This is a genomic window from Flavobacterium panacagri, from assembly GCF_030378165.1.
Lineage (GTDB): Bacteria > Bacteroidota > Bacteroidia > Flavobacteriales > Flavobacteriaceae > Flavobacterium > Flavobacterium panacagri.
On the sequence record NZ_CP119766.1, the window covers coordinates 2853852 to 2870879 of the forward strand.

The 17028-nt window shown below is 31.4% G+C and carries 15 protein-coding genes; 6 read left to right on the plus strand and 9 right to left on the minus strand.

Features of this window, described 5'->3' with window-relative positions:
* Positions 1 to 280: 280 nt before the first annotated feature.
* Positions 281 to 1462, plus strand: a complete 1182-nt coding sequence (locus tag P2W65_RS12700) for an IS3 family transposase (RefSeq protein WP_289666014.1) — start codon at positions 281 to 283, stop codon at positions 1460 to 1462.
* Positions 1463 to 2179: 717 nt separating this feature from the next.
* Here P2W65_RS12700 and P2W65_RS12705 read toward each other — a convergent pair.
* Both P2W65_RS12705 and P2W65_RS12710 read right to left on the minus strand, forming a co-directional pair.
* Positions 2180 to 2686, minus strand: coding sequence for a hypothetical protein (locus P2W65_RS12705; RefSeq protein WP_289666016.1), 507 nt, complete (start codon positions 2684 to 2686; stop codon positions 2180 to 2182).
* A gap of 211 nt (positions 2687 to 2897) precedes the next feature.
* A complete protein-coding gene (locus P2W65_RS12710) occupies positions 2898 to 3212 on the minus strand; it encodes a hypothetical protein (protein ID WP_289666017.1) in 315 nt (104 codons plus the stop codon).
* A gap of 207 nt (positions 3213 to 3419) precedes the next feature.
* Between P2W65_RS12710 and P2W65_RS12715 the strand changes: the two genes are divergently transcribed.
* Positions 3420 to 3839 (plus strand): helix-turn-helix domain-containing protein, encoded by a 420-nt coding sequence (locus P2W65_RS12715; protein WP_289666018.1) that lies wholly within the window; start codon positions 3420 to 3422, stop codon positions 3837 to 3839.
* A gap of 257 nt (positions 3840 to 4096) precedes the next feature.
* Here P2W65_RS12715 and P2W65_RS12720 read toward each other — a convergent pair whose 3' ends face one another.
* From P2W65_RS12720 to P2W65_RS12735, 4 genes are all read right to left on the minus strand, one after another.
* Complete coding sequence (locus tag P2W65_RS12720; RefSeq protein WP_091491492.1) at positions 4097 to 4483, minus strand: secretion protein; 387 nt, start codon at positions 4481 to 4483, stop codon at positions 4097 to 4099.
* Between the two features lie 397 nt (positions 4484 to 4880).
* Positions 4881 to 5282, minus strand: coding sequence for a T9SS type A sorting domain-containing protein (locus P2W65_RS12725; RefSeq protein WP_289666019.1), 402 nt, complete (start codon positions 5280 to 5282; stop codon positions 4881 to 4883).
* A 534-nt stretch (positions 5283 to 5816) separates the two neighbouring features.
* Positions 5817 to 6218 carry a T9SS type A sorting domain-containing protein gene (locus P2W65_RS12730; protein ID WP_289666020.1) on the minus strand — a complete coding sequence of 134 codons (402 nt, stop codon included), beginning with the start codon at positions 6216 to 6218 and terminating at the stop codon, positions 5817 to 5819.
* A gap of 663 nt (positions 6219 to 6881) precedes the next feature.
* Entirely contained in the window at positions 6882 to 7247 is a 366-nt protein-coding gene (locus tag P2W65_RS12735; protein ID WP_179007282.1) for a T9SS type A sorting domain-containing protein, read from the minus strand.
* Positions 7248 to 7696: 449 nt separating this feature from the next.
* On the opposite strand from P2W65_RS12735, the gene P2W65_RS12740 reads away from it, so the two are divergent.
* The 4 genes from P2W65_RS12740 (at position 7697) to P2W65_RS12755 (ending at position 12455) form a co-directional block, all read left to right on the plus strand.
* The gene (locus P2W65_RS12740; protein ID WP_289666021.1) at positions 7697 to 8569 is read left to right on the plus strand and encodes an AraC family transcriptional regulator; all 873 of its coding nucleotides are present in this window, start codon (positions 7697 to 7699) and stop codon (positions 8567 to 8569) included.
* Between the two features lie 107 nt (positions 8570 to 8676).
* Positions 8677 to 10710 carry a M13 family metallopeptidase gene (locus P2W65_RS12745; RefSeq protein WP_289666022.1) on the plus strand — a complete coding sequence of 678 codons (2034 nt, stop codon included), beginning with the start codon at positions 8677 to 8679 and terminating at the stop codon, positions 10708 to 10710.
* A gap of 274 nt (positions 10711 to 10984) precedes the next feature.
* Positions 10985 to 11854 carry an alpha/beta hydrolase gene (locus tag P2W65_RS12750; RefSeq protein ID WP_289666023.1) on the plus strand — a complete coding sequence of 290 codons (870 nt, stop codon included), beginning with the start codon at positions 10985 to 10987 and terminating at the stop codon, positions 11852 to 11854.
* 91 nt (positions 11855 to 11945) lie between these two features.
* On the plus strand, positions 11946 to 12455 hold the full coding sequence (locus tag P2W65_RS12755) for a hypothetical protein (protein ID WP_289666024.1): 510 nt from the start codon (positions 11946 to 11948) through the stop codon (positions 12453 to 12455).
* 68 nt (positions 12456 to 12523) lie between these two features.
* On the opposite strand, the gene P2W65_RS12760 is transcribed toward P2W65_RS12755, so the two are convergent.
* From P2W65_RS12760 to P2W65_RS12770, 3 genes are all read right to left on the minus strand, one after another.
* Positions 12524 to 14302 (minus strand): T9SS type A sorting domain-containing protein, encoded by a 1779-nt coding sequence (locus P2W65_RS12760; protein WP_289666025.1) that lies wholly within the window; start codon positions 14300 to 14302, stop codon positions 12524 to 12526.
* Positions 14303 to 14444: 142 nt separating this feature from the next.
* Positions 14445 to 15413: a TerC family protein gene (locus P2W65_RS12765; RefSeq protein ID WP_289666027.1), complete on the minus strand. Its 969-nt coding sequence runs from the start codon at positions 15411 to 15413 to the stop codon at positions 14445 to 14447.
* 325 nt (positions 15414 to 15738) lie between these two features.
* Entirely contained in the window at positions 15739 to 16755 is a 1017-nt protein-coding gene (locus tag P2W65_RS12770) for a glutamine synthetase beta-grasp domain-containing protein (RefSeq protein ID WP_012024410.1), read from the minus strand.
* Between the last annotated feature and the right edge of the window lie 273 nt (positions 16756 to 17028).

A 17028-nucleotide genomic window follows, 5' to 3' on the forward strand; every position in this document is an offset into this window, starting at 1 on the left:
TATTAGATTCAAACACCCATTACCATTGGGTGTTTTTTTTGCCTTAATCTGATATGACAAATTAATAATTATTTGTATAATTTTTGAATCAAACAAAAAAAAGAAAAAAAATAAAGATAATGATGTACATGTTCTATCATTTATTTTAAATCTGATAAGATTTTTTTAGGTGTAATTTAAATAGTATTTAAAAGCTAATGATTTGGTATTTAGTGTAATGTTTACTTTTAATAATTATATTTCTTAAATTCACATAAGAACTTAATTTGAATTTTAAGAAATGGAGAAGATAAGAGTTTTTGATAAGAATTTTAAAGAACAAGCAGTCAAATTAGGATTTGAAATAGGTCTCACAAAAGGAGCAAGAGAACTTGGTATTTATCCTTCCTACATGGGGAAATGGAGAAAGGATTTTCTTGAATTTGGTTCATCAAGTTTTTGCGGTCGTGGTTCAACAAAATTAAATCCGGAGCAAATAAAATTTTGTAAACTAAAGAGAAAGCTAAAAAATGAGCTTAAAGAGTCAGAACTTAAGCTTGAAATTTTTAAAAACGGAAGTAAATATATTTCGCAAGGAAGATTAATGCTTTATCAATTTATGGAAAATAATGCAGAAAAGTATACGATTGGGAAAATGTGTAAAGTTTTTGGAATCTCTTATCTGGCATATACGAAATGGAAAAATCAGGTTCTTTCTCCAAGGCAACGTAGAAATCAATTATTAAAGGAAGAAATAACTTCTATTTTTTATGAATATAAGGAGTTATATGGTGTTCCAAGAATTACGGCGGAACTCCAAAGTCGTGGATTTAAAGTGAAAGAGGGACGAATTTATATGTATATGAAACAACTAGGACTGGTTAGTAAAATTAGAAAAGATCGCAGACCTAAAACAAGTATATGTTATAATCCTTATGCTTTTCCTAATATCTTAAATCAAAAATTTAAAGTTGAAGATTCGTCTAAAGTTTGGGTCTCGGGCATAAGAAGAATAAAAACGGCAAGTGGACTCATAGCCTTAACAATTATTATGGATTTATTTGATAGGAAAATCATAGGATGGAATTTAAGTTCTAAAATGAGTACTCAAGAAACTACTCTTCCTGCGTGGCAAATGGCGGTTAAAAACAGAAAAATAAATAAGGAACTAATCTTCCACTCGGATCGGGGTGTTCAATATGCTAATAGAATTTTTACTGACGTTCTAGACTCTTATAATTGTGTTAGGAGAAGCATGAGTCGAAAAGGAAATCATACTGACAATTCAGTCTGCGAGAGTTTTTTTACTTCTTTTAAGGGTGAATTACTTGCGGGTACTAAGTTATTAACTAGAAAACAGATGAAAGGAGAAGTATACCAATACATTGAGAATTGGTATAATAAAAAAAGAAGACATTCATTTTTAGGCTATAAAACAATCGAAGAATTCAATCAAAATTATTTAGCACTAACCGATAAATAATATAAGGTTACTGAAGATTTTCTATTTTTTTCTCTATTAACGATTTCATATGTTTGTGAATATTTTACAATTATCTTTACCCAAACAATTTGATTAATTAGAAATTATAATTGATAATTTAACAAAGAAAATATTTGAAAGTTTTCAAGGTGAAATCTTATGATTATAACTATAGGGATTTGATATAAATTACAAATATTTAACTCTTTTTTATAGTTAGTTTTCTAATGGTTGACTAGAATATTAATTTGTATTAGTAAAATCAAGCATAAACAGCATAGAAGGAATATGTAAAAAATGCATTTTTGAATGTCCGAAATTATCGGACGTTTGCTCAATATGTAGAGCCTCTTAGAAATGAGAGGCTTTTTGTTTGAATGAATATTTAAATAAGGCCGAAGGCCTATAATCATCCAGCATTGGGCAACGCCCAATGTTTGCAATAGATTCCAATTAAGAAAGCCCTGAAAGGGCGTAAGCTATTAGATAAAGATAATGGCTATCGCCCTTTCAGGGCTTCGGTTTGTATTGGGTTTTGTGTAGAAGGGTGTTCGGGTGTTCAGGGCGTTCTCTAATAGGGCGTTGCCCTATTTTGGAGCTGTTAGCCTTTCAGGCTTTTTTATGTAGGCTTTTAATCAATGCGGGATCAAGACGCTTGTGCCATCAGAATAAATTAATTATGTAAGACATCCGTTGTGATTATAGATTGGTTAATTATCAAACAATTGACACCATATAAATTAGATTTTGGTTAACAACATCTTGAAAAAAAGCATTCAATTGTTTAAAAGAACCAATAAAATATTGGACAGTATAATCGTCCTGCTCTATATCATCAATATTAAAATATTCAAAAAAACTACCCTGATTTATTAAAAATGCTTCAAGGCTATTTCCTATATTCCATGTAGTGGTTAAATCTAAGTCTAATGGTAATGTTTCTAAAGAAGGCAAAACTTGATTATTTATAAATGTTATTACCTGAGGCAAATCGTTCAATGGTAAATAAACATTTAAATCTTCGTCAGTTAATCCTTCTAATGGCATGTCAGTTTCTAATTTATAATAATATTCACTGACCATAGCTTTATAGAGTTCTAATGCTAAATCTTTATTGACCGAATAAGCATAATACAAGATTGCCCCATAACTATCAAAATCTGTGTAAAATCCTGGTGCATCTGAATTGTCATAATCAACCTCTAATTCTATTCTTCTAGGCATTTTATATTCTATTTCTTAGTCGTTAAACAGGCGTAAAAATACAAACATATTTAAGAATTATTTTCATTATTCAATAACAACAAAAATCCTATTATCAAATATAGCCCGTGGTTTCAACCACGGGTACACAATACAGGTAAGACAATATGACGTTCCCGTGGTTGAAACCACGGGCTATGTGTATACCGTTTTCGAATAGTAAAGGATAAAATCATTCAACAACCTCCCCAACAAACCCCAAAAACTCCATTTCATCCATAGGAAACAAATGCAAAATTGTTTCTAAAACCAGAGAAACATTAATAGCAGCACTATTATCTTTCTTAGAAAAATTATGCATATCATTGTCGAGCGCGAGAATACATAATTTTAATAAATCGGTAATAAGGCAGCCGAGTTCTAAATAATTAACGACTTTAAATTGAACTGTATAAGAATTGGATTCATTTGTGGGTTTTAGCGTTGTAAAATACATAGCGGTTAATTGTTGTAGTTTTTGTAAAGTTTCGGTTTCGTTGGCTTTCATGATAATGTGGTTTTAGTTAGTATCTTGTTTTTTACTTCACAATTGGGCTTTTATAAAATTATTATAAGAAAAATTGTACTTTTGTTTGATTTGGCGAAGAAAGAAATAGAATTTTACTGTACCAAATCATTTTTATCTGTATCATACGGCAAAAAATCTGTTTTTTACATTTTACGAATTTTGACACTTTATTATTATCTTTGAATTATGAGCACACTAACAAAACCAAATCATATAGGACGAAAAATAAGCCGTATTCGTGAACTTCGTGATATGAAGCAGGAAGCTTTGGCGCAGGCTTTAGGAACAAACCAGCAGGCGATTTCGGCTATGGAAAACAGCGAAACCATTGATGACGAAAAATTGGTTGAGGTTGCAAAAGCGCTTGGTGTAACGGTTGAAGCCATCAAGAATTTTTCAGAAGACGGTATGATAAATTATTTTAATACTTTTAATGAATCAGTATCTGATAGTAGTTTTGGAAGTATTCATAATAATAAATGCACTTTCAATCCATTAGATAAATTAATGGAAACGGTAGAAGAAAATAAAAAGCTTTACGAGCGTTTGCTTCAGTCGGAAAAAGAAAAAATCGAATATTTAGAGAAACTGCTGAAAGAGAAATAGTCAGTCTTTTAAGAATATAGAAAACCTCTCAGAAATGAGAGGTTTTTTGCTATAAATCGTATATAAAAAAATCTGCTAAATCTGCGTGAGACAAAACACGAAATCTTTGTAGAGTTTCGAGTGTGATCTTTCCTTCGTCAAGATGACAAAACTATGCGCTTATTTATGGTAAAGAGTAGAAAACAAAACAAAAAAAGCAGTTCTCCTGGTAATAGAACTGCTTTTTAAAAACTTTTTTCTTTGGGGACAAAAAAGGCTTAGCGACGGAAAGATGGACTGTGATTAACAGTTTCTTCTAACTTCACTGCCTTTACTTTTTTTGCAGCAACTTTAATTTCGTGTTTCGAAACTTTGTCGTTTGCTTTTACTTCTAGAACATAAGTTCCAGCAGGAAAACTTTCCAAACTAATAGTTTTAGAAACTTCCAATTTGTTTGCTGCAGACTCTCCAGCATAAAGTAAATTGTGATTCTCATCAAAGATAGAGAAAGATGAATTTTCAACAGTGTCTAAAGTAAAACTCATTACTTTTCCGTTTCCTGTTTTAATGTTTAAAATAAAGTCACCTTTTCCATCAAGGGCATAGGTAAAAACAGTTGCTAAAAAAAAGGCAGCAACTAAACCGGCTTTGGTAAATTTTGTCATGTTTTTTTTTAAATGTTAATTACTAAATGTGGAACGAGCAAAACTACAAATACAAATTCAATTTTTAGCAATAAAAAGCCGTTTTCAAACACTTAAGTTGCTGAATTTTAAACTTTTTTGAGTTTTGTTTGAACTATGTACGTAAATACTGGGCTCGCGGTTTTTTGATTTTTGATGTTTTTTAGTATTTTTTTTAAACTTTTTTTCGCTTTAAAACGCAATCGTTTGAATTAGTAAGAATATATTTTCAGGATATTATTTTGTGTAAAAAATACATTTTATATAAAACAAAAAAAAACAGCTCCATAACCAACAATGAGCTGTTTTCTTTTCTTCAAACAATAAAATATTTTTAATCTTAACCTTATTTTATACCTTTTATGTGAAGTATAAAATTTTAACGTGCAGCCACGCTTGAATTTTTAGCAAAACCTGCTTTGTAAACAGATGAAATTGCAGTTCTAGATAATGAAGCATTATCATCGATTTTAATTTCATATTTTGCTTTTTTGATGCTGTCTTCAACTTCTAAAAAGTAAGTTCCTTCTGGAAATTCTTCTAAGCTGAAAGTTCTTAAAATTCCTTCTTTACCAGTAGCATTTTCAGAATAAATAAGAGTTCCTTCTTTGTCATAAATGGCTAAGTTCGCTTTCTGTGTTCTGTTAAGTGCGAAAGTGATCTGTTTTCCATTAGCTTTTAATACATGAAGATTAAATTCTCCATTTCCATCAATTGCGTAAGTGCTAATTCCTGTGAAAAGCAATGCCGCCGCTAAACTCAATTTTGCAATCTTTTTCATGGTACTTAGTTTTTAAATTATTAGTTCTAATTCTCTGATGCTAAATTACTTATGATATACATGAAAAAACGCAACTGTATTTTCCAATTTCTATGCTATATTCTCATTTACGAAACCGTTATAGGTTAAAACTTGAATTATTTTTAACGTTTTTGTTAATTCAGTTATTATTTTTTAATGTTTTGCTTGATTTTGAATTTACTTTGGGTTAAGAATTTATTTACATATAAGACTGTGTAGTTTAACCGCAAAGTACGCAATCCCGATAGCTATCGGGATACGCAAAGCACGCTAAGAATTATTATGGGCAGAGGTTTAAAAAAAACGAAAAAGTTCGCAAAGCTTTGTAAAAAAAACTTTGCGACTCGATAGCTATCGGGATTACGTAAAGCTTAGCGTACTTTGCGGTTAAAAAAAAAGCAAAAAAAAACAGCTCAGTAACCACAAAGAGCTGTTTTTAAAACTTTTGAAAGTTTTTAACTTACTAACTATCTAACCTCACTTTTTATACTGTATGAGAGTATAAAAACTTTTTTAGCGTACTGCTACGCTAGTATTTTTAAAATCTGCTTTGTTAACAGATGAAACTGCTTTTTGAGATAAAACAGTAACGGTGTCTGTTACAGCGATTTCATATTTTGCTTTTTTTGTATTGTCTTCAATTTCTAAAAAGTAAATTCCTTCTGGGAATTCCTCTAAGCTGAAAGTTCTTAAGATTCCTTCTTTACCTGAAGCAGTTTCAGAATAAATAAGAGATCCGTCTTTATCATATATAGATAAGTAAGCTTTCTGAGTCTGATTAAGACCAAAACTGATTAATTTTCCATTAGATTTGATCACGTGAAGATTAAAATCTTCCGCTCCATCAACTGCGTAAGTGCTTATTCCAGAAAAAAGCAACGCAGCTACTAAACTCATTTTTGCAATCTTTTTCATAATACTTAGTTTTTAAATTAATAGTTCTAATTCTCTGATGCTAAATTACTTCTGTTGTAAGTAAAAAAACGCAACTATATTTTCCTATTTATATGCTATATTTTCATTTACGAAACCGTTATATGTTAAAATTTGAGTTATTTTTTATCGTTTTTGCTGATTCGGTTATTATTTTTCAATGTTTTTCTTGATTTTTAGTTTACATTGGGTTAAAGATTTATTTGCAAATTGTAGGAAATTTTTAAGTTGTTGTCCCGATAGCTATCGGGACTGAGATACTAAGGTTCTAAGTTTTTTACCTGTATTGTGTATTTAACCGCAAAGGGCGCAAAGATTTTTTGCTTAAGATTGTGGATACAAACGCAAAGTTCGAAAAGCTTTCTCAATTCTAAGCTTTGCGAACTTTGCATTCTTTTAAAAAAAACTTTGCGTCCCGATAGCTATCGGGATTGCATAAATCTTCGCGTCTTTGCGGTTAAAAAAACTTTGCGGTTAAAATAAAAAAGTAAAGAGCAAAAAAAAACGGCTCAGTAACCACAAAGAGCCGTTTTTAAAACTTTTGAAAGTTTTTAACTTACTAACTATCTAACCTCACTTTTTATACTGTATTAGAGTATAAAATTTTAAGTGCCGTGAAGAATTGCACTTAACCTTAATATTTTCTTAGTAAAGAGAAGTAGTTCCTTTTGAAGACAAAATAGAACTTTTCGCATTTACAGTAATATCGTATTTTACTTTTTTGTAATTATCAGCAACTTCTAAAATATATTTTCCTTCTGGAAATTCTTCTAAACTGAAAGTTCTTAAAATTCCTTCTTTACCAGAAGCATTTTCAGAATATAGAACGTTACCATTAGTATCATATATACTGATAACTGCTTTTTGTAATTGATTAATTCCAAAAGCAATTACCTTGCCATTTCCTTTTAATACATGAAGATTTAACGCTTCATTTCCATCAATTGCATAAGTACTCATTCCTGTTAGAAGTACTGCACATACTAAACTTAATTTCATAATCTTTTTCATATTCTGTAGTATTTAAATTCTTAGTTCATTTTGTTGAGGCAAAGTTAGAGCAGCAGTTGTGTTATTTTAACAACTATATTTTCCAATTTATGTGCTATATTCTCATTTACGAAACCGTTATAGGTTAAAATTTGATTTAAATCTTATGTTTTTGTTAATTTGATTGTTTTTCTTCAAAGTTTTGTAATAATTGAATGCTTCTTAAAATTTCTATTTTTCTTACAAAAATTAACATATTTGTATTTATTCGGGTTTTAAATAGGATTATTGAAAAAAATGTGGAGAAAAAAAATGAGACATGAAAAAAAAGTCGGTTTTGGTGTGAATTTTTCAATGTTAAGAATGTTATTTTAATGTAAAATTCGCATTTACGAAACCGTTGTAGGTTAAAAATTAGATTATTTTAGGTGTTTTTGTTAATTTTGCTATTATTTTTTAAAGAAATTATCATGAAGACAATTGCCCCAGCTCTTGAAGTGATAACTAACTCATACGGAAGTTCTTTTACCTATACCAAACACGCCGAAAAGACCAATAGTAAAGCTCATTTATGGCATTATCATCCAGAGATTGAGTTGGTTTATGTAAATGGCGGGGCGGGCAAAAGACAAATAGGAAGTCATGTTTCTTATTATACCAATGGTAGTTTACTTTTAATAGGAGCCAATTTGCCCCATTGTGGATTTACAAATGAAAATACGGGAAATACAAATGAAACCGTAATTCATATTAAACCTGAATTTTTAGGGAACGATTTTTTTATTGCTCCTGAAATGAAAAAAGTTCAGAATATTTTGAATCAGGCCAAAGGCGGTATTGCTTTTGGCGGTGAAACAAAAAAAAGAATAGGAAAGAAAATCGAAATGATGGAGAACGAATCTCCATTTCAAAGATTACTTACGCTTTTAGGAATTTTAGATGAATTAGATTCTTCCACAGAGTCTACAGTATTAAATGCTGATGGTTTTTCATTAGAACTGCAGACTCAGGATAACGATCGTATGAATGTGGTTTTCAATTTTGTGAAAGATCATTTTCAGGAATCTATTTCAATAGACGAGGTTTCGAGTCTGGTAAGCATGACTACGCCTTCTTTTTGTCGTTATTTTAAAAAAATCTCCAATAAAACATTTACAGAGTTCGTGAATGAATATCGTTTGGTACATGCTTCTAAACTTTTGGCAGAGCAGCCAATAAGCATTAATGAGGTTTGTTATGAAAGCGGATTTAATAATTTCAGCCACTTCAGCAAATCGTTTAAACAATATACAGGAAAAAGTGCGTCGCAATATCGTCACGAACATAAGATTATTATAAAATAGTCATTCATTATAATGTTATAAAATTTATATTTACTCTCTTTTAGTTTGAGAAAACTAACAAAAGCGTGAATATGATAGATTTTAACCTAATCAAATTTTATAACTAAATGAATTTATTCAGAAAACCTATTGCATTCCTTATAATAGGAGTGACCTTTTTGAGCTGTAGTAAAAAAGAAACGGATTTTCCTGATCCGCTTATTACAAATCGCGACACAACGATAAGTCCAGCTGTTGATTTTTTCAATTATGCAAACAATGGCTGGTTTAAAAAAAATCCTATTTTAAATACTGACAGCAGCAACGGAATTGGGCGAATAGTTACGGATACTATTAATGAGCAAATTAAAAGTATCTGCGAAAATGCGGCTAAAGAAAAAAACACTAAAGGAAGCAACAAACAGAAAATTGGTGATTTTTATGCTTCTGGAATGGATACTCTTGCAATCGAAAAAGCGGGTTTAACTCCTTTAGACTCTCAATTCAAAAAGATAAACGATATTAAAGATGTTCCTGCATTGGTCAATGCAATTGGGTATTTGCACACTATTGGAGCAAATCCAGCATTCTCTTTTTATGTTTCTCAAGATGATAAAAATAGTGCAAAATTTGTTTTATATTTTGGGCAAGGCGGTCTTGGAATGAGGCAGAGAGATTATTATTTGGATGCTGATAAGAGAAACGTTGAAATTCGTAAACAATATGTATCGCATTTAGAAACAATGATGCAGTTTATGGGAGATGATAAAACTGCTGCCGTAAAAAATGCCGCTACTGTAATGAAGCTAGAAACGGAGCTTGCAAAATCTTCTAGAAAATTAGAGGCTTTACGTGATCCCATTGCCAATTACAATAAATTGACAGTAGATCAATTTAATAAAACTACACCAAATATTGACTGGAAAAAAATGCTTCCAGTCTTAGGTATCCCCAAAGCAGACACTGTAATTGTTGCGCAGCCTGAGTTTTTTAAGGCTTTAAGTGCAACGTTAAAAAGTTATTCTGTTGAGGAGTGGAAAACCTATTTGAAATGGAATCTTTTAAATAATTACGCTGCTTATCTGCCTAATAATATTGAAAAACAGAATTTCAAATTTTATTATACTATAATGAATGGTGTAAAAAACCAGAAACCAAGATGGAAGAGGGTTGTGGCAGAAACGGATGATTCGCTTGGCGAATTAATCGGACAAGTTTATGTTACGGATTATATGCCGAAGGGAGTGAAGGAAAAATTAGAAGAGATTGGAAATAATATCCGTGATGTTTTTGCTACGCATATCAAGAAATTAGATTGGATGAGCGATGCAACCAAACAGAAAGCATTGAATAAATTGAGTAAAATTGTAATGAAACTTGGGTATCCAGATAAATGGAAAGATATGAGCCAGCTTTCAGTTGACAGAAAATCATATTGTGGTAATGTTATGAATGCCAATATTTGGGATTATAAATATATGATTAATAGATATGGGAAGCCAGTTGATCGAAATGAGTGGGGAATGCAGCCTCACACTTATAATGCTTATTATAATCCAAGTAATAACGAAATTGTAATTCCAGCTTGTAATATAATTGTTCCTGGATATGAAGGACGTATGCCAGATGATGCTATTTTATACGGTATTATTGGAGGTTCTTTTTTTGGACATGAAATTACGCATGGTTTTGACGATCAAGGAAGTCAGTATGATGAAAAAGGAAATTTGAATAATTGGTGGACGGCTGAAGATTTGAAAAAATTTAAAGCAAAGACCAAGCTGATTGTTTCGCAGTATAATGCATTTACTGTTTTAGGTAAAAATGTGAACGGAGATGCTACGCAAGGTGAAAATATTGCAGATTTAGGAGGTGTTGTAATGGGGTATGAGGCATTTCAGAAAACCAAACAATTTAAAAATAAAGAAAAAATCAGCGGTTTGACACCAGAGCAGCGCTACTTTTTGGCTTATGCATATTCGTGGATGATTAACAGAAGAGATGAATCAAAAATTAACCAGATCATGACTGATGTGCATGCGCCCGAACAATTTAGAGTTAATGGTCCTTTGAGTAATATCCCTGAATTTTATAAAGCCTTTAATGTGAAAAAAGGAGATAAAATGTATCAGCCAGACAGTTTAAGAGTTGTAATTTGGTAATATTTTATGTTATAGATTAGCAGATTAAAATGAGTTTTTTAGCCGCGGATTCCCGAATTTTATTACTATTAATTCGTGAATTCGTGGCTGTTTTTTTTTGGACGATTCGAATTGATATGTATTAATATGCTAAAATTTACAAAATTCATTTAGAGCAAAAAAATAATCATAAAATTCATGAATTCGTGGCTGTCTTTTTTTGAAGCGAAGTCAGGTGGGATTATTCTGAAAAAAGGTATATTTACAAACCCTAATCAGAAAAAAATAGATCAAAATGAAGAAATTTAAAATGCTATTGTCTGCATTTTTGCTTTGTCTTACCACGATGACGTATGCGGCAAAAGTAGACACTTTACAAGTTGCGAGTACTGCAATGGGTAAAACTTACAAAGCGGCAGTAGTTTTGCCAAATTCTTATGCTAAAAGTAAAACTGCTTTTCCGGTAATGTATTTATTACACGGCGCTTATGGACATTTTAGCGACTGGTTAAAAAATACGCCAAACAAAAAATTGGTTCATAATCTGGCTGATCAATACAATATGATAATTGTAATGCCGGAAGGAGAAACTTTTAGTTTTTATTTGGACAGTCCTGTAAACAAAGAAAGTCAGTTTGAGACTTTTATTACACAGGAAGTGATTCAGAAAGTGGATAAAACCTATAAAACAATTGCCAATAAAAACGGAAGAGTGATTACAGGACTTTCTATGGGCGGACATGGTGCTTTATATTTGTCGGCTAGACATCCAGATTTGTTTTGTGCGGCCGGAAGTATGAGTGGAGCCGTAGATATGAGTACAATGCTCAACAGAGATTCGTCTGCTCAAATTGTGAAATTGATGCAGCCTGTTTTTGGAGATAAAAGTGGTAATACAGAATTGTATGAGCAAAATTCTGTGTTAAGAATGGCAGATAAATTAAAATCTAATAAACTTCCTTTGATTATAGATTGTGGTGTAGATGATTTTTTAATTGAACCCAACCGCGAATTACACAGACGATTAGTTTATAATAAAGTAGACCATGACTATACAGAACGTCCAGGGGCACATACTTGGGATTATTGGGAAAACTCACTTCCGTATCATGTTTTATTTTTCAATAAAATACTACTTAAAAATCAGGTAGCTCCGAAAAAATAAAGGTTTTTTTGTCTTAAAATAAGCTGAATTACTTTTTTTGGTTTAATTTTTGGAATACCTTTATAGTATAATCCTTAAAAAAATAAAAATTATGAAAAAGATACTTACACTATTCGCTGTTGTTGGAATGATGGCGTTTTCGAGTTGCTCGAATAATGATGATGATGTAGATTATGATACTATTGCAGAGGTTTATGAAAATGTTGCGCCAAACTATTATAATTTTACAAATGCTAATGGTTATGCTGTTACATTTAATTTCCCTAGTCCTATATATGATTCGGATGTAGTGCTAGTTTATCGTTTTGATGGTACAGATACTGGTGGTAGGCCAGTATGGCAAGCATTACCAGAAACTTATTATTTTGATAATGGAAGTAGAGATTTTTCTTTAAAATATGTTTTTACTTATAACTATGTAAATATTTATTTGGATGGAAATGATCAGGCAACTATTCCTTCAGACTATAGATTAAATCAAATTTTTAGAATTGTTGTAGTTCCTGCTAGTTTTGCAGCTTCAGTTGATAAAACTAATTATTTGGAAGTAATGAAAGCTGCTAAGTTAACTGAAAGTCAAGTACAGAAAATTAAGCTTTAATATTTGTAATGACACAATAAAAAAGGAAATCTTTAAGATTTCCTTTTTTATTTTAAATGAATGTGCTTTTATTGTTTTATAAAAGTTAATTTAGTACTACTTGTTGGAGTTGATTGAATATTTATAAAATATACTCCCATTGGTAAATTTGAAATGTCTATACTTATTAAATATGGAGTTATAAATGAGACATTATTTGAATTGACAGTTTCTCCCATGCTGTTAATAATGCTTACAAAAGTAGAGTCTGATCTGTAGGCAAATTTTTTATTTTCAATATTTATAATTGAGCTTGCTGGATTTGGGTACAAGCTTATTTCTGGATATTGATTTAATGAATTTAAATTTACCTCATTACTATATGATGTCGGTTCATATGAGTTTTCTCGAATTGTTAAGCGTCTATAGTTATAAGTTATAGGTGTTGACCAAGAAATTTCTCCACGTCTACTATTTGAAACAAGTAGAAGTGGTGCTGGTAGGTAATCTTTGGATGTTGCTCCGGTTATATTGATCCAATTACCGATGTTGCCAGAGTTGCTATCGATAGATTGGCTTTGCCATTGATATTTTAGGTATCCGTTTGTTTCAGGTGTTGCATCTGAGCCAATAATCAAACTTGGTGGATCAATAGTATTTGAGGGTGATATTATAAGAGTTTGATCACAACAAATCGTGTTATTTTTACGAATAGTTCGATATACTATTTTTAAAGTATTGCTTGCTCTTTTTATGTTTTGATAGGTAGCAATTCTTCTTAGTAAATAATAATTGTCCTCTGCTTCGTCTATATCTGTAGGAATAAAGGATTCTAAATTATATGCGTGATTACTATTTATAGTTATCCATTCATTTTTTGCAGTATTTATTTTTTTGTATTGCCATTCAAAGCTCTCAATACTTGTGGTAAGATCTCCTCTTTGAGGAGTGTGATTAGGATTTTGTAAGATGTTTAAATTAACTTGTCCGCCCTGTCTTGTTCCAAATATTTGTTTTGGATTGGTTGCCATAATTTCGAAATAACCTTTTGAATCTACAGGTGCATTAATGGAAATTTCGTTTGTGACTATTGGAGAAGGAACTACTGTAATAGTAATAGCATTACTTTTGTTGGGAAACGTATTTCCGTAAACGTAACCTAAGCTTCTTTGCACTGTGAAGTTTCCAGGTTCTGTTATGTAATCTACAGATAAGGTTTGGTTTATATTATCTAATTCTATAATATCTCCCTTGTATTCCCATTTAGCATTGATGCCATAAGGTTCGTTTTTGTAAGGGTTTAAAAATACTGATCCTTTGTATGGTTCTGGCTTGTCTCCTAACCTTATGGTTTGATTACAGCATAATGTGTTTGAAATATTTGCTGGGTTAGGAGCGTCAGCAGGAGGGTTTAAGGTTGTTCCTCCGGTCATAGTGGCATTTTTGATTACTGCTAAATTTGAACTTCTATATATGCTGCCTGTTGAGGTTTTGTATTCTGCAAAAATAAATCCACCAGTAGTTAGAAAATCATTCCAATACAAGTTTATTATAAAGCTTTTGTTTGCAACCTGTCCGCCGTTGAAAAGAAGGTTGCCGGTATCACCACCAGCAGCTACATTTGCATTTGTTATGCTTAAGTTTGTATAATATATTTTAAGTGTACCATAATCATTAACAGTCGCATTACTTGGAAATTGAACTTTAACTCCTAATGAGATAGTTGAGTTTGGAGTGGAAGCTAAATTAATAGGCCCGGAATTTACATTGCTTCCATTTACAGCAGTTGGTGTTAATGTGACAGTTTGTGAAAATAAAAATGTGTTAAATAATAAGGCGAAGATGAGAATTAAGTAATTCTTTTTCATAAATAAATTAGTTTAGATTAAAAGCCTAAAATAAGTATTTATATGTAATTTCTGCTTTTTTAAATGTTAATTGTGAGATAAATTATATAAAAAAAAGAAATCGTAAGATTTCCTTTTTTATGAATATATAAATCATGAATAATTACTCTTCGCTTGAATCATTTAAAACTTTTTCTTCTCCAAATTTTAGAGAAACCAAAATTCCAACTAAAAGAGAAAGTGCAATAAATCCTAAAGAAGCCCATTCTGGAACGTGGAAGAAATCATGTAATAACATTTTTAATCCAACGAAAGCTAAAATGGCTACCAAGCTGTATTCTAAATAACTGAATTTTGCCAGCATATTGGCCAAAAAGAAATACATAGAACGCAATCCAAGAATAGCAAAAATATTAGAGCTGAATACTAAAAATGGATCTTTAGTAATAGCAAGAATTGCAGGAACGCTGTCTACGGCAAATAAAACGTCCATCACTTCGATTACAATTAAAGCTACAAATAATGGAGTTGCTGCTTTTTTTGCAGTTTTGGTCGAAATGAAAAATTTCTCTCCATCCATTTCAGATGTAATCGGCATCACTTTTCCTAATGTTTTGTATACAAAAGAATCTTTGGGGTGAAAATCTTCTTCTTCTCCAGAAAAAAGCATTTTTATGGCAGTGAATATTAAGAAAGCGCCAAACAAATAAGTTGTCCAAGTAAATTTATTGATCAGCATTACGCCAAAGAAAATCATTAGACCGCGAAAAACTATGGCTCCTAATATTCCCCAGAATAATACACGATGCTGGTATTTCTGCGGAATTTTAAATGAAGCAAAAATAATAGCGATTACAAAAATATTGTCGACACTTAAAGAAAGTTCAATTAAATAACCTGTTATAAATTTCATTGAAGCCGCCATTGGCTCCAGTTTGTCTGGATTTTCTATATAATCAGTTGTGTATAGCCAGTAAATTACTCCTGAAAAAAGAAAAGATAAGGTAACCCAAACCAAAGTCCATTTGCTGGCTTCTTTAGTACTTATAATATGTGGTGTTTTGTTGAAGACACCAAGGTCTAAAGCAAGAATAAAAATTACAGCAAGTAAAAAGAGTGACCAGACTATCATAATTGTTTTTTTTAATGATATACAAAGATAAGTTTTGAACTTTAACTTAAAAATTAAATTTAGCTTTAAAGTTAAGTAATGTTTGTTATTTGTAAAATGTTAATTGTTATAGAGTTATGAGGTTTTTTCGACAAATGTCGAATCTTTAGTTTAGAAAGAAATAGATTTTATAATGTCATGAACTTTGTCAAAGTTTTAAACTTTGACAAAGTTGAAGGATGGCCTTTTTTTAATTAAAACCTGTCGGGTTTGGTTTAACAAGGCAAAAAAAAAGTGCCAACAATTTAATGCTGGCACTTTTTGAAGATATATTGTAAGCTTTGAATTATAGCGCTGATTTAACAGTTTTGATAATTCTAGCCGCAATTTTGTAAGGGTCTCCGTTTGAAGCTGGTCTTCTATCTTCCAACCATCCTTTCCATCCTTTTTGAACAGTCATCAAAGGAATTCTGATAGAACATCCTCTGTCTGAAACTCCATAAGAGAAATCGTGGATAGAAGCAGTTTCGTGTTTACCAGTTAAACGTTGGTCGTTGTAAGCTCCGTAAACCGCGATGTGCTCAGCAGTAACAGGACGGAAAGCTTCGCAAATTCTTTCGTAAGTTGCTTGGTCTCCACATGTTCTTAATACTTCGTTAGAGAAGTTAGCGTGCATTCCAGAACCATTCCAGTCTGTATCTCCTAGAGGTTTTGGGTGATATTCAATATAGTAACCATATTTCTCAGTCAAACGGTCTAATAAGTAACGAGCAACCCAGATTTCATCTCCAGCTTTTTTAGCTCCTTTAGCGAATAATTGGAATTCCCATTGTCCGCAAGCAACCTCTTGGTTGATTCCTTCAAAGTTAATTCCAGCAGCGATACATAAATCAGCGTGCTCTTCAACTAATTTTCTACCGTGAGTGTTTTTTCCACCTACTGAACAGTAGTACATCCCTTGTGGAGCAGGGTATCCTCCAACTGGGAAACCAAGTGGAAGTTGTGTTTTAGTATCCATGATGAAATACTCTTGCTCGAATCCAAACCAGAAATCATCATTATCATCATCAATTGTGGCTCTACCGTTAGATGGGTGCGGCGTTCCATCAGCATACATAACTTCAGACATTACTAACCATCCGTTAATACGTGTTGGATCTGGATAGATTGCAACAGGAACTAATAAACAGTCAGAAGATCCACCTTCAGCTTGTTTTGTTGACGAACCGTCAAATGACCAATTTCCAAGTTCTTCTAATGTTCCTTTGAAATTTTCGTGCTCTTCAACTTTAGTTTTACTTCTAAGATTTTGAGTTGGTTCATATCCGTCTAACCAAATGTACTCTAACTTAATTTTAGCCATAATAATATAAATTTATTTTTTTTGTTTTTTCGCTGGGTCAAATATAGATTTATTTTTTTAGTCCTAAAAATTAGGGGGCTATTTTGTTTTGTGAAGTATAATTTTTTAGAGAAGCGCAATTTTGTTGGGGGTATATTTTAAAAAAAGTAATTTTATATGCAATAAAAATATAAATTCGTAAAAATAAAGGGTGGTTTTTGAATTTTTAGGTTAAGGAATTGTGAAAAAATGTTTATTTAATGGATAGTATTGAGGTATTTTGTTATATTTCTT